At 65.9% G+C, this 14,280-nt stretch carries 9 protein-coding genes; 7 read left to right on the forward strand and 2 right to left on the reverse strand.

From position 1 onward, the window contains the following. The first annotated feature begins 147 nt into the window (after window positions 1–147). The 7 genes from NH2_RS13865 (at window position 148) to NH2_RS13890 (ending at window position 11,614) form a co-directional block, all read left to right on the forward strand. Window positions 148–2,166, forward strand: coding sequence for an N-6 DNA methylase (locus NH2_RS13865; protein WP_067653339.1), 2,019 nt, complete (start codon window positions 148–150; stop codon window positions 2,164–2,166). Further along, a complete protein-coding gene (locus tag NH2_RS13870) occupies window positions 2,163–4,160 on the forward strand; it encodes a type I restriction-modification system subunit M (RefSeq protein ID WP_067653341.1) in 1,998 nt (665 codons plus the stop codon). Before NH2_RS13865 ends, NH2_RS13870 begins: the two co-directional genes overlap by 4 nt. Then, window positions 4,157–5,419 (forward strand): restriction endonuclease subunit S, encoded by a 1,263-nt coding sequence (locus NH2_RS28185; RefSeq protein ID WP_084505523.1) that lies wholly within the window; start codon window positions 4,157–4,159, stop codon window positions 5,417–5,419. Before NH2_RS13870 ends, NH2_RS28185 begins: the two co-directional genes overlap by 4 nt. 6 nt (window positions 5,420–5,425) lie before the next feature. Further along, window positions 5,426–8,590 (forward strand): type I restriction endonuclease subunit R, encoded by a 3,165-nt coding sequence (locus tag NH2_RS13875; RefSeq protein ID WP_067653343.1) that lies wholly within the window; start codon window positions 5,426–5,428, stop codon window positions 8,588–8,590. Window positions 8,591–8,614: 24 nt separating this feature from the next. Then, window positions 8,615–10,219: a serine/threonine-protein kinase gene (locus NH2_RS13880; RefSeq protein WP_067653345.1), complete on the forward strand. Its 1,605-nt coding sequence runs from the start codon at window positions 8,615–8,617 to the stop codon at window positions 10,217–10,219. 307 nt (window positions 10,220–10,526) lie between these two features. Then, window positions 10,527–11,411, forward strand: a complete 885-nt coding sequence (locus NH2_RS13885) for a helix-turn-helix domain-containing protein (RefSeq protein ID WP_169811488.1) — start codon at window positions 10,527–10,529, stop codon at window positions 11,409–11,411. Then, the gene (locus NH2_RS13890) at window positions 11,408–11,614 is read left to right on the forward strand and encodes a DUF397 domain-containing protein (RefSeq protein WP_067653353.1); all 207 of its coding nucleotides are present in this window, start codon (window positions 11,408–11,410) and stop codon (window positions 11,612–11,614) included. The genes NH2_RS13885 and NH2_RS13890 overlap by 4 nt, the downstream gene beginning before the upstream one ends. Here the strand turns inward: NH2_RS13890 and cyaB are convergent. Together cyaB and NH2_RS13900 are read right to left on the reverse strand one after the other, a co-directional pair. Continuing rightward, entirely contained in the window at window positions 11,601–12,218 is a 618-nt protein-coding gene (gene cyaB / locus NH2_RS13895; protein WP_245650557.1) for a class IV adenylate cyclase, read from the reverse strand. The two genes, NH2_RS13890 and cyaB, sit on opposite strands and share 14 nt — an antisense overlap. 10 nt (window positions 12,219–12,228) lie before the next feature. Beyond that, window positions 12,229–14,274, reverse strand: coding sequence for a DUF6973 domain-containing protein (locus NH2_RS13900; protein ID WP_157103763.1), 2,046 nt, complete (start codon window positions 14,272–14,274; stop codon window positions 12,229–12,231). Window positions 14,275–14,280 lie beyond the last annotated feature (6 nt).

A 14,280-nucleotide genomic window follows, 5' to 3' on the forward strand; every position in this document is an offset into this window, starting at 1 on the left:
GGCGGTGACCTCGTTTCTGATCGGTCCTGCGCTGTCGGCAGGCTGTACACATGGTCGAGCACACTGTGAATGTTGTCAATCACATTACTGATGCTTGATTTTCACCGATGGGCAGTCCAAGATCGTGTTGTACACGAGAGGGATGCCATGCCGAACCTGATACCGCCGGTGACCGCCACGGAGATTTCCCAGCTGGCCGGCGTCACCCGCGCCACCGTGAGCAACTGGCGCAAGCGGCACGACGACTTCCCGAAACCGATCGGCGGCACCGACTTCCGGCCCCTGTTCGACTGGAACGCGGTGCAGGCCTGGCTGGCCGAGCGCGGCCAGGATGCCGCCGACACCCCGCTCCTGACCCTGCGGACGCAGCTGCGCTCGACGCTGTCCAGCGCGGACGCACAGGCCCTGATCACCCAGTTAACTCCGACCGGAACCGGTTGGGCATCGGCTGAACACCGGACTACCGCTGCCGTCTCCGGCGTGCTGCGGACGCTGGCCGAGGTCGCGGAATCCGAGGGGCCGCGCGCGGCGCTCCAAACCCTGGCCGACCACGCGAACGGCGGCGAGCAGAACGTCGGCCTCTATCGGACGCCCGAGCCGGTCGCCACCCTCATGGCCGATCTACTGCGGCCACTCGGGGCCGGGCTGGTGCGCGTGCTCGACCCCGCCTGCGGGAGCGGTTCGCTGCTCATCGCCGCCGCGGCGACGGGCGCCACGGAACTCTATGGCCAGGACATCGCGGAGAACCAGGCGGCGCTCGCCCGGCTGGCGGTGCCCGCCGAGACCGATATCGAGCCGGACATCGCCGTCGGCGACAGCCTGCACAGCGACGCCTTCCCCGAGCTGTCGGCGGACGCGGTGCTGTGCAGTCCGCTGAGCGGCCGTGACTGGGGCGCGGATCGCGCCCGCATCGACGACCCGCGCTGGATATTCGGCGTCCCGCGGCGAACGGACTCGGAATTCGCCTGGATACAGCACGCGCTCGCGCATCTGCGCCCCGGCGGGTTCGCCGTGCTGCTCCTCCCGGCCCTGGCCGCGTCGCAGCCGTCCGCCAGGCGGATTCGCGCGGCCCTGCTCCGCGCCGGCGCGCTCCGGGCCGTCATCGCCCTGCCCCCCCGGCTCCCCCAGCTGCTGTGGACGCGGTTGACCCTGCAGCTCTGGATCATGGCGAAACCGGACCCCGACGCGCCACCGCCCGACGCCGTCCTGCTGGTCGACACAGCCGGGAGTGAGACCGCGCAGAGCGCGGCGGGCGAGGCGCTCGACTGGCCGCCGATCGCCGACACCGTCCGGCGCGTCTGGTCGGCGTTCGCCGCGGGGCGGCAGGCGGAGGCCGAGGAGCCGGGCGTGGCGACCGTCGTCCGGGTCGTCGACCTGCTCGACGAGGAGGTCGATCTCGCCCCGGGGCCGCGGGTGCGGCTGGCCATCGATCCCGGCGTCGTCGCCAGGGAGGCCGACGCCGCACTCGCCCGGCTCCGCACCGCCATCGCCGACCTGACCGCGGCCGCCGAATCCGTCGGCCGGCTCACGGGAGTCCCGGGCGCGACCTGGCGCACCGCGACCGTCTCCGACCTGGCGTCGGGCGGAGCCATCCGCGTGCTGCGCACTCCCTCGAAAGCGGCCGGGGCCGATGACGGCGCCCTCCGGCCCGCCCTCACCGGCCGCGATATCGCCACCGGCGCCCCGGCGTCCGGCGCCGTGCGCGCCGACGCAGCGACCCCCGCGATCGACATCGAGGTCGACGACATCCTGGTCCCCACCGCGCGCACCGCACGCGGCCCCGCCTTCCGCATAGCGGGCCCCGCCGAAGCGGGCCTCGCCCTCGGCCCGCACGCCCAGATCGTGCGCACCGACCCGCAGCGCTTCGACCCCTGGTTCGTCGCCGGCTTCCTCGGCGGCCTCGACGACATCGCCGCCACCGGCACCACCGGTATCCACTCCGCCCTGCACCGCACCCGAATACCGTTGTTGCCACCGGCCGAGCAGCGACGCTACGGCGCGGCATTCCGGGACGTGCACCACCTGCGGGCGACCCTGACCAGCGCGGGCGCCGCCGTGGACCACATCACCGAGACCGTGACCACCGGCCTGGTCGCCGGCGCGCTGGCACCGGCCGCCGACAACACGAACAAGAACGCGAACAATTCTCGAGGAGGCAGTGAGTGAACACCGGCAAGCACAGCGAGCTGGCCAACCACGCGTGGTCGGTCGCGGACCTGCTGCGCGGCGACTACAAACAGTCCGACTACGGCAAGGTGATCCTGCCGTTCACGGTGCTGCGCCGCCTGGAGTGCGTGCTTGCACCGACCAGGGAAGCGGTACTCGCCAAGGCCGAGGCGCTGGCCGGGAAGAACATCGACGTCCACCGCTTCCTGACCAAGGCCGCGGACGCGGTGTTCTACAACACCAGCGACCTCACCCTGACCAAGATCGCCGCCGACCCCGCGCACGCCGCCACCAACCTGATCACCTACATCGGCGCCTTCTCCGAGAACGCGCGGGACGTACTGGAGAAGTACGAATTCGCCCAGCAGATCCGCAGGCTCGACGCGGCCGGGCTGCTGTATCAGGTGGTCGGCAAGTTCGCCGACCTGGACCTGCGGCCGGAGGTCGTCTCCAACCATCAGATGGGGTACGTGTTCGAGGAGTTGATCCGGCGGTTCGCCGAGCAGTCGAACGAGACCGCCGGTGAGCACTTCACTCCCCGCGAAGTCATCGAGCTCATGGTGAACCTGTTGATCGGGCCGGATATGGATCAGCTCCTCATGCCCGGCGTGGTCCGCCGCGTCCTCGACCCCGCCTGCGGCACCGGCGGCATGCTCAGTTCCGCGGAAGCCCTCATCATGGCAGTGAACCCGCAGGCGACAGTCGGGCTGTACGGGCAGGAGCTGAACCGGGAATCGTGGGCGATCTGCCGATCCGATCTGATGATCAAGGGCGAAGACTCCGAGAACATCGTGCTCGGCAACTCGCTCGATGACAACGACGGGCACAAGAACACCAAATTCGACTACATGCTCGCCAATCCGCCGTTCGGGGTGGAGTGGAAGAAGATCAAGAGCGATGTGGAGTGGGAGGCGGCTAATCTCGGCGATGCCGGGCGGTACGGGGCTGGGTTGCCTCGCATCAATGATGGTTCGCTGTTGTTCTTGCAGCATATGATTTCCAAGATGAAGCCGGTGGGGCCGGATGGGGAGGGTGGTAGTCGGATTGCCATTGTCTTCAATGGTTCGCCGCTGTTTACCGGGGCGGCTGGGTCCGGGGAGTCGGAGATTCGGCGGTGGATTATCGAGAATGATTGGTTAGAAGCGGTTGTTGCGCTGCCGGATCAGCTGTTTTACAACACGGGGATTTCCACGTACTTCTGGATACTAACCAATCGAAAGAAGCCCGAGAATCAGGGGAAGGTGGTGTTGCTGGATGCGCGGGAATACTGGGTAAAGATGCGGAAGTCGCTGGGCGACAAGCGCAAAGTGATCGACAGTGATCAGATTCAGAAGGTCACGCAGCTGTACGGGGAGGCGATGAAAATCGCGAACAACCCGGATCACACGCTACACGACAAGGTGAAGGTATTCGACAACGAGGAATTCGGTTACCGACGAATTATCGTCGAGCGACCACTCAGACTACGGTTTGAGCTCACCAGCGACGGTTTGGACAGGTTGGCATCTTCAGTTCCAGTCCAGAAACTGTATGGCCAATCCGACACCTTCCGCGTCCTTCTGACCCCGCTGGTCGGCACTTCTTGGACGACGAGGGCTGCCGCGGTCTCTGCCATGCGCGCCGCTGTCGTCGGTGGCGGAAAAACATGGCCTAAGGGGTCAGCTTTCGAGAGAGTCTTTCGGGACGGGGTAGGCGTGCGAGATACCGATGGCGAGGTGCAGGCGGTAAAGGGCATACCGGAGTCGGATCCCGACCTGCGCGACTACGAAATTGTTCCGTTGACAGAAGACATCGACGAGTACTTGAGCCGCGAGGTTCTGCTGTACGCTCCCGACGCCTGGGTAGACTATTCGAAGACCAAAGTAGGTTACGAAATCCCGTTTACACGGCATTTCTATTCATACACACCCCCCCGACCACTGACGGAGATTGATGCGGAACTGAAGACGCTGGAAGAGCAGATCCAAAAGCTGCTAGGAGAAGTAACACAATGAGTGCTGCGTCCGCAATCCCGACACTTCGCGTCAAACAAATTGCCACGAAGATTGGCAGCGGCAAGACGCCATCAGGCGGTTCCGAAACCTATTCAGATTCTGGAGTGTTGTTTATTCGCAGCCAGAATGTCCAGTTCGGGGCGCTAAATCTGACAGATATCGTCCACATCAATGACGCAACGCACCGCGATATGTACAGCACGAGGGTTCACGACGGAGATGTACTACTGAATATCACCGGCGCCTCCCTCGGCCGTGTCGCATATTACCGAGCAGAACTTGGCGAAGCAAATGTCAATCAGCACGTCTGCATAATTCGACCCCAAAGCAGCATGGACACGCGGTACCTCTCGTACGCATTGTCATCCGACCTGTGCCAAGATCAAATAGCAGGAATGCAGGCAGGAGGAAACCGGGACGGTCTCAACTTCGAACAGGTGGGTGGGCTGAGACTCCCAGTGCCATCATTAGAGATGCAGCGCCGAATTGCCGACTTCCTCGACGCCGAAATCTCTCGCCTAGACCGACTCGCAGCCCTCCGCAAACGGGTTCGCGAATTGGTAGAATTGAGAAATGAGCGGCTTGTCGACACCGTTCTCTGGTCTGGACTTTCGAATCACAAACGGCGAACAATACCGCTGAAGTATCTTGCACAAGAAATATCGGTTGGAATCGTTGTCACTCCTGCAAAGTGGTATGTCGACAGTGATGGCGTTCCAGCATTGCGCGGCATCAATGTCCGGCCAGGACACATCGACTTGTCCGATCTTGCAAACATCAGCATCGAAGGTCACACTCACCATTCCAAGTCGAGGCTCAGCGTAGGGGACGTTGTTGTGGTTCGCACCGGCCAAGCAGGCGCGGCAGCCGTGGTGCCGCCAGCCCTAAACGGTGCCAACTGTATTGATCTTATTATTATTCGCTGTGGCTCGAAACTGTCTCCAGACTACCTTCAATATGTCATAAACTCGGCGCATACACGAAACACGATTGCCGAATACTCGGTTGGAAGTATACAGTCACACTTCAACGTGAGTTCAATGAAGCAGGTCGGGATTCCGTGCCGCACCAGGAATGAGCAAGATGATATCGTGCTAGAAATCGACACTAGCCTTCAACAGGGAAGCAATGCGATCGAACTTTTGCGACGCCAGGAGGCCTTGCTGTCCGAACGCCGTAAATCTCTGGTCTTAGGTGCCATAACCGGCATGATTGATATCACCACTGCCTCCGGCCGAAATCTCACCAAGGGGATATAGCAAACCATGTCCGTACACAGCGAGCAGACGTTCGGGGAGGCCATCATCCAAGCGATGCTGGCGAACGGCTGGCGGGAGGGCAACCCGCACGAATACCGCGCGGAACTCGGACTGGACCTCGGCGAACTACTCACCTTCATCTCACAAACCCAGCAACCCGAGTGGGACGCCCTGCTCGCCACCTACGGCGAAGACCACAACGCCGCCCAGCAGGGATTCGCGAAGCGCCTCGGTGACGAGCTGGCCGCCAAGGGCCTCATGCGAGTCCTGCGGGAAGGGGTGAAGGACCGGGGAATCCTGATCCGGATCGCCTACTTCAAGCCGAACCTCGTCACCTCCGACGCCGCACTGCACGCCTACAAAGCCAACCGCCTCACCGTCGTCCGCGAACTCCCGTACGCGACCAAGCCCGGCGCATCCCGCCCCCGCCTCGACCTCGCCCTGCTGCTCAACGGAATCCCCGTGGCGACAGCCGAACTCAAGAACCCCCTGACCGGCCAGGGCGTCGAGGAGGCGAAGGCTCAGTACCGCACCGACCGCGACCCCACCGAGCTGATCTTCAAGCACCGCGTGATCGCCAACTTCGCCGTGGACCCCGACTTGGTGTTCGTCACCACCCAGCTGCGCGCGGCGAAGACGGTCTTCCTGCCCTTCAACACCGGTTCGGCGGGGCCGGGCAATGCGGGCGGCAAGGGGAACCCGTCGCCCACGGTGGCGGGCAAGTACGCCACCTCGTACCTGTGGGAGCAGGTCTGGCAGCCGGACAACTGGCTGGACCTGCTGGAACGCTTCGTGCACACCACCGAGCAGAAGGGGCCGGGCGGGAAGACCACGCGCTCGACGATCTTCCCGCGCTTCCACCAGTGGGACGCGGTCAAGAAGCTCACCGCCCATGCCGCGACCCACGGGGCGGGGCATCACTACCTGGTGATGGCCTCGGCCGGCTCCGGCAAGTCGAATACCATCGGCTGGCTCGCGCATCGGCTGAGCGACCTGCACACCGAGCGGCTGGAGAACCTCGATCCGGCGGCGCGGGACGCCGGGTTGCGGCCGGGGGTGCCGGTGTTCGACAAGGTCATCATCATTACCGACCGGCGCAATCTGGATTCGCAGCTGCGCGATACGGTCGGCGGGTTCGAGCGGGTGCACGGCCTGGTGGTGAAGATCGACGACAAGGCGGGCTCGAAGTCCGAGCAACTCGCGCGGGCCTTGAATTCGCAGAGCGGCAAGATCATCACCGTTACCCTGCACACTTTCCCGGCGCTGCTGGAGTACCTGCGCCGCGAGCAGACGAAACTTGCCGGTGGCCGCTACGCGATCGTCATCGACGAGGCGCACTCCTCGCAGTCCGGCGATGCGGCGGCGGCCGTGCGGAGCGCGCTGCGCGATCTGGGGCTCGACGCGGACGACGACGAGGGTGGCGCGGTCGCGGCGAAGCTGCCCGAACACCTGCGGGCCAAGGCGGCCGCCAGGGCGAAGGCCGCCAATATCTCCTATTTCGCCTTCACCGCGACGCCCAAGGCGAAGACGCTGGAGAACTTCGGCACCGCCGACGGGTCCGAGTACCGGCCGTTCCACACCTATTCCATGCGGCAGGCGATCGAGGAGGGGTTCATCCTCGACCCGCTGCGCAATTACGTCACCTACCAGGCCTACTACCGGCTGGTGAACCAGAATCCCACCGATGTCGAGGTGCCCGAGGCCAAGGCCTCGAGCATGCTCGCGCGGTTCGCGTTCATGCACCCCTCCGCGGTGGATCAGCACGCGGAGGTGATCGTCGAGCATTTCATCGCGCATACCAGGAGCCGGCTCGGTGGCCGGGCGAAGTCGATGGTGGTGACCGCGTCCAGGCAGAGCGCGGTCGCGATGGCGCGGGCGATCAAGAGATTTCTGCGGGTTCGGGAGTACGACACCAAGTACCCGGATGTGGGTGTGCTGGTCGCGTTCTCCGGGAGCCTCGAGGTCGACGGCGAAGAGGTGACCGAGCCGTCGGAGAACGATGGGCTCGCCGAATCCGCGCTGCCGAAGGCCTTCCGCTACACCCGGGCCGACGACCGGGCGACCAAGTCGGGCGGCAAGGGGCAGCGCGAGTACCGGATTCTGGTGGTGGCCGAGAAATATCAGACCGGGTTCGACGAGCCGCTGCTCACCACGATGTATGTGAACAAGACGCTCACCGGGATCGCCGCTGTGCAGACGCTCTCGCGGCTCAACCGCACCCGTACGGGAAAGGCGCAGCAGGATCTGGTGGTGCTCGATTTCGTCAACGAGGCCGAGCACATCCGGGAGTCGTTCGCGCCCTACTACGAGGACGCGTTCACCCTGCCGACCGACCCGAACCTACTGTATGTCGCCCGCGACCGGGTAATGAATGCGCCGATCCTGATCACGCCGGAGATGCAGGAATTCGCTGTCGCCTACCTGGTGGCCGAGCGGAAGGCGGCCGGATCGGCGGCGGCGTGGACCAAACTGCACGCCGAGCTCTACCGGCACCTGGCTCCCGCCGTGGACCGGTTCGCGCTGCTCCTCGACAGCACGGAGGAGGACGATGTCGCGCTCGCGGAATCGTTCCGGGCCGACCTCGGCGACTACATCCGCAAGTACGGATTCCTCGCGCAGATCGTGCCGTACCAGGACCCCGACCTGGAGCTGCTGTACCTCTACGGGCGGCACCTGCTGAATCGGCTGCCCCGGCGGGCCGACGGCGGCATCGATATCGGCGAGATCGACCTCAGCCACCTCCGGCTCGAGCAGACCGGGGAGCACGACCTCGGGCTCGCCCCGGAGGGCGCGCAGGAACTCCGGGGATTCGGCGACGGCGCCGGGCCGGCCGCGGAACCCGAGAAATCACTGCTCTCCGCGCTGGTGGAGCGCTTCAACGAGCGGTACGGCACGGAATTCTCCGAGGAGCACCTCGCCCTGCCGTTCGAGGCGGCGATGGACGAGCCGCAGGTCGAGCAGGCACGCCTGGCGAACAAGAATGTCGACGATTTCGGCGTCGTCTTCGACAAGGTGTTCGCCGAGAAGATGGTCGAACACTTCGATACCCTCAATGACCTGGGTGGCCGATACTTCGCCCAGGACAAGGAGTTCAAACGGGACCTGGACCGGCAGGCGCGCACCGCGGCGTTCCGGTTGCTCGGGCGACGGCACGGGCTGCCCGAGCTGTAGCGCGGGGAGGGCAGGGGGTAGGCGATGCCGGCTCGGCGCGTCGGGCTGCGCTACGACCTGATCGAGGAGATCGGGTTCGGCGGGATGGGGTCGGTCTGGCGCGGGTACGACACCGTGCTCGACCGGGAGATCGCGGTCAAGACGATCCGCTTCGCCCAGATCCACTCGGAGACCGATGCCGCCGAGTTCGCCGAGCGCTTCCGCCGCGAAGCCCGGATCACCGCGCGGATCCGGCATCACGGCGTCCCGCAGGTGTACGACGCCGTGCTCGACGCCGGCCTGAGCGAGGTTTACCTCGTGATGGAGCTGGTCGAGGGCGCCGCCACGCTGCGGAGCTATCTCATCGCCGGGCAGCCGCTGCCGGTGGAGTGGGCGGTCGCGGTGGCCGCGCAGATCGCCACCACACTCTCCTACGCGCACGCGCTGCCGGTGGTGCACCGCGACCTCAAACCCGACAATGTGCTCGTCACCCCCAATGGCACGGTGAAGGTCATCGATTTCGGCATTGCCGCGCTGCTCGAGCCGGGCACGCCGAAGCTGACCATGACGGGGGCGTTCCTGGGGTCCGCGGCCTACATGTCGCCGGAGCAGGCATCCGGGGACAAGGTCACGCCGCGGACCGACCTCTACGCCCTCGGCTGCATCCTCTATGAGACGCTCTGCGGGCGACCGGTCTTCGAGGGGACCGTGCCCGCCGTCCTGCACCAGCACGCCGGCACCGCGCCGACTCCGCCCCGCGCCCTGCGCGCCGACCTACCGGACGAGCTGGACCGGCTGGTCACGGAGTTGCTCGCCAAGCGGCCCGAGGAGCGGCCGGGTGACGCGGCGGCGGTCTACGAGCGGCTGCTTCCCCTGCTGCCCGCACCCGGTGCGGTCATCGCACCGGACCGTGAACCCCCGGCCGACGTGCCCGACCCGACCATCGTCTTCCGGCGCCCCAACGCACCGCTGCGGATCGCGGAGACCGCGCCCGCACCCCGATTCCAGGGCTCGCTGCCCGCCACCGCTCCGGTCAACGGCGACGTCCTCGAGCAGCGGCTGCGCCGGCACGTGGACGAGTACCGCGGCCTGCTCGCCGACGGCCGCGCGCTGCAAGCGGCCGATGTCCTCAGCGGCATCGTCGAGCCGGCGGGCCGCGCCTTCGGCACCGGCAGTCCGCGCGTGCTGGAACTGCGGTTGGATGTCGCGCTGGCCCGCTTCGTCGGTCGCGAATTCCGCCGGGCGCGGGCCGAGTTCGACGCTCTCGCCGCCGCGTTCGCGCGGGCGAACGGATTCGGCGACGAGCTGACCATGCAGTGCCGCAAATTCGCCGCGGACTGCCGGGTGGAGCTCGGCGAACTCACCGAGGCCCTCTCCGATATGCGCGCCCTGCTCGCCGACGTGCGCGCGGTGTCCGGGGATGCCGGCGAAACGGCCCTGGAGCTGCGGCTCTCGCTCGGCCTGCTGCTCGCGCTCATGCGGCGGCGGGAGGAGGCGTTCGACGTTCTGGATGCGCTGTACGACGATCTGCTGCTCGTTCGCGGCGGTGACGACGGGCTGACCGTCGAGGTCGCCGAGGCGCTGGCGCGGTTCGGTGACGATGAGCCGCCGGCGAGCGGTAGCGACTCGGCGGACCGCTTCGTCAATTGATCAGGATCGGACCGGCGATCCAGCAAACACTTGTCCGTCGCGATCATGCAGCCCCTGCCTCTCTTTTCACACGCGAAAGCGGTCGACGCGCTACCCGCCTGAAATTGCTTCAGTAGCAGTCGATTCAGTGGTTATTAGACATCGAGGCATTAGCATTGGGGCGGGGAAATGGCGGGTCCAGAAGTACCGTTCGCGAACGCCAGGACACCGCCCACCAGGGGGGCGACAACCGTCCAGCAAAGACTGTGGCGAGCACCCACCGATGTGGCCCGCGGCCATCCAGAATTCGAGAAAGGTTCCGTCCACCGTGGTGACACCGAAGAAGCCGCCCAGCACGATTCCGCGCCGACAGCTCGGCCGCTACCTGCGAGATCTCCGGCAGGAGGCGGGGTATTCGATTGCCAATGCCGCCCGGCTGATCGAGCGGGGCACCGGGACGCTCCAGCGGCTCGAGAAAGGGCAGGCAGGGCGGATTCGGACGCTCGATATCCAGGCGCTGTGCCAGCTCTACGGGGTGCCGGAGAAGTTGCCCATGCTCCTGGAGCTGGCGCGGGAGGCCGACTCCAATGCCGGGGACGGTGGGCTGTGGTGGCAGGAGTACTCCGACGCGATCCGCGCCGATTTCGAGCTGTACGTCAGCCTGGAGTCTTCGGCATCGAAGCTCACGATCTTCCGTCCGGACATCATCAGCCGGTTGTTCCAGACCAACGGCTACGCGCGGGCGCTGGATGACCTGTTCGAGCCCGGTGCTGGCGCCGAGCAGGTCGCGCACCGGGCGAGCGTGCGCGCCAACCGGCAGCGCATCGTCACTCGCAAGCAGAATCCGGTCCAGGTCGACCTTCTGCTGGACGAACTGGTGCTGCGGCGCCGCGTCGGCGTTCCGAAAGTGATGGCACGCCAGCTGATGAGCCTCGCGGACCTGCCCGCGAACGTGACCGTTTCCCTGCTTCCGTTCAGCGCGGGCTATCCGCTCGGCGTCGCCAGCGGGCCGTTCATGATCCTGGACTTCGATGAGGTCGCCGGGGAAATTCCAACGGTGTTCGTCGAGGGCTTCCGTGGCAACATGTACTACGACAAGGCAACGGCGGTAAAGCACTTCCGGGAGACGTTCGCCCGGCTCCGCGCGGCCGCCCTGTCCCCGGCAGACAGCAAGCAGGCGCTGCGGCGCATGGCAAGGGAGGACGAGCGATGACATCGGAACTGTCCAACGCCAGGTGGTTCAAATCGAGCTTCAGCGGCGGCAACAACGAGTGCGTCGAGGTCGCCCATCTGGACGGCGGACGGGTCGGCGTGCGTGACTCCAAGAACCCCGCAGGCGCCGCACTGGTCTTCACCGCCGGCGAGTGGGATGCCTTCCTCTCCGGCGCCCAGGGCGGCGAGTTCAACCGCCCGTAGTCGAAGCCGCTTCGCGCGCGGCCAGCACGAGATCGCGATACGGCAGCCGCACGGGCGGATAATCGGAGGCATCGAGCGCCCGCTCGGCGCCTCTGAGCCGCTCGGCAGCCGCATCGCTGTCGACGGCGGTCACCTCCGTTTCGATGAAGGCCCCGACTCCGGTCACCACGTCGATACTCACGACCGGGTCCTCGGCATCGGGATGCCGGTACGTCGTGCGCGCCTTCTCCACCCGCACGAGTTCGACCATGCCGACGGCGCGAAGCAGGGCATCCGCCGCACCCGCCTGATCGGCATCGGCGAGCTCGACATTGATCTCCTGCTTGGTGATCACGTCATCTGGGGAGTGTGCGGCGGCATCGGACGGCGGCTTGTAGGTGACCTCAGCGAATCCTTCGCGCCTGCGCACCCGCAGGCATTCCACGGTCGCCATGAAGTCGATGTCGGGACGGCTGTAGCAGGTGTCGACCTCGGTGTGCGAGCTGCTCTCGCGGTAGCCGAGTGCGTCGAGACGCTGCCGGAATACGGCGGCGTCCGGTAGCTCACGTTTCCGCTCGACCTCGAACATGCGGCGATCATCCTCTCCGGTGCGCAGCGATGGCATTCTAGGATTGCTATCCGGGGGGCGTGGGATCGGAGAAGAGCGGGGGCAGCGGCATTCCTCTGGAGCCGTCAACCAGGACCTCGGAGCTGAAGACGCCTTCCGGTGGCGCGGCGGCAACGTAAGTGGCGCGCTGGACCGTACCGCCTTTGGTAAACACCAGAATTCGAACCTGCGGTGTGAACACCGGCTCCATCTCGACCGGCGCGCCCACGAACGCTTCCACCCGAGCACGGGTATGCGCGGTGAGAATGTAGACCCGATCCCAATCCCCACCGGTCAGATCGCGCAGCAAGGCGGAGCCGCGCGATTTTCTGAGGTCGACCAGCTTCGCCGCCAGCTCCGGATCGGCGGCCAGCCGCGGGCCCACCGGTTCCGGGTCGCGCAGCTCGATATATTTCGGATATCCCGCGGCCGTAAGCGTCACCTCCGAGGTGTAGACCCCCGAGATCAACGGAACATCCACCCACCCCGCCCGCAGCACATCCTCACCTTTCAAGAACACCAGAACGGTCACCCCCTCCCGGTCGAAGGAAGACGGCATCGGGACCGGCGCCCCGACCTCACTCTCCACCTGGTCACGCCCGAGCAAATCCTGCTGATAGATGTGAACCCGATCCCACCCGTCCCCGGCCAGGGCGCGCAGCGACGTATTCCCGCCGCCGTACCAGAGTTCGCGCAGCTCGACCGACAGCTCTCGATCCTGTTCGAATCCGCGCTGGTCCAGCTTGTGCAGGACGACGACCACGAACACACCGGCCACGATGACAACCGGCACCATGAGCAGAAGGACCCACTTGGCACGAACGGTCACCAGTACGTTCCATTCTTCGGCTCCCCGGCCTCGACCTGCGGATCGCGCCCACCCCCGCGCGGGAGGTTCGCGGTCGGTCTGACCGGTGAATCCGGGGTCTACCCGATTGCTGTACATCAGGTGATTGTCCGGCCCTGGCCCGACCACCACCATCTGACCGTCGAGTACCGCCTGCTTGACGAGATCGTAGAGTTCAGGATTGGAAGCCGTCGGATTTTCCGCGGCGATCCGGCGCCCGACCTCGTTGTTGTAGAGGTCCATCGCCTCGGCGGTGGCGTGGGTTCGGTCCGGGTCGTCGATGCGCTCGTGCGCTGTGGTGAACGCCTCGGTCCACTCCGCTCCGAACTCCTTGGTCAGCATGGCATTCCAGTACGCATGCCGGAACGCGTCCGCATGCCCGTCGCCGATACCGCCCTTGCGCGGTTCATCCGCGAAGACCTCGTGGCCGCCGTCGGAGGCCAATTGCTCGATGGCTACCGCCGCTGCGACGCCGTGCAGATTCAGCCTGGACAACATGTCCGCTTCGCCCGCAGTGAGTTCCTTGGGATCGATACCCATCGAACCCAGCATCTTCCCGACCGCGCTGTCCGGGTCCGCAGGGAACATCACGGTTCCGTTCGGATCCGGCGTCACGTTGTACCGCGCCAGCAGCTGTTCGTGCAGCGAGGCCGGGCCCGCTCCCGCGCCGCGCTTCTTCAGTTCGGTGATCTCGATCGGATCGGTCCGGAAAGTACCCGCCGAGCTCGGCGCGAAGGCACGCAACTCCGCGACAACAGCCGCGATCTGTGGTGCCCACATTTCCATGGCGCTGCCGATCTGGCCGGCTTGAGCTTGCAAACTCGCGGTGTCCGCCGCGGCGCGCGCTTCGTCGCCGTTCGACGGCGCGCGCACCGTCCAGTCCTGCTCCACGGTGAATCCGTCCGCCATCAGCTGCAGCGCGGTCGCCGTGAGGAAACTCGAGGCGTAGGACATGTCGTTGTAGGCGCCGGTGGACAGCTCCCCGAGCCGCCCATAGGCGTCCGCCAGCTTGCGCACGTCGTCGTATTCGTGATCGGCCCGCGATGTGGCGGCGTCCCGAGCGGCGCCGGACCAATCGAGATCATGAATCTGGCGCCGGAGTGTCTCCGCGGAGTCGCTGAGCCCTTTCTCGACGCTCTCGGCGCGGCTCGCCAATCCCCGCAGCACCGAGACGTCCAGGGAGTGCCCACCGCCACCGATACTGATGATGTCGTCCAGCCTTGGCATCCACAC

It is taken from the genome of Nocardia harenae NBRC 108248 (genome assembly GCF_001612885.1).
Lineage (GTDB): Bacteria > Actinomycetota > Actinomycetes > Mycobacteriales > Mycobacteriaceae > Nocardia > Nocardia harenae.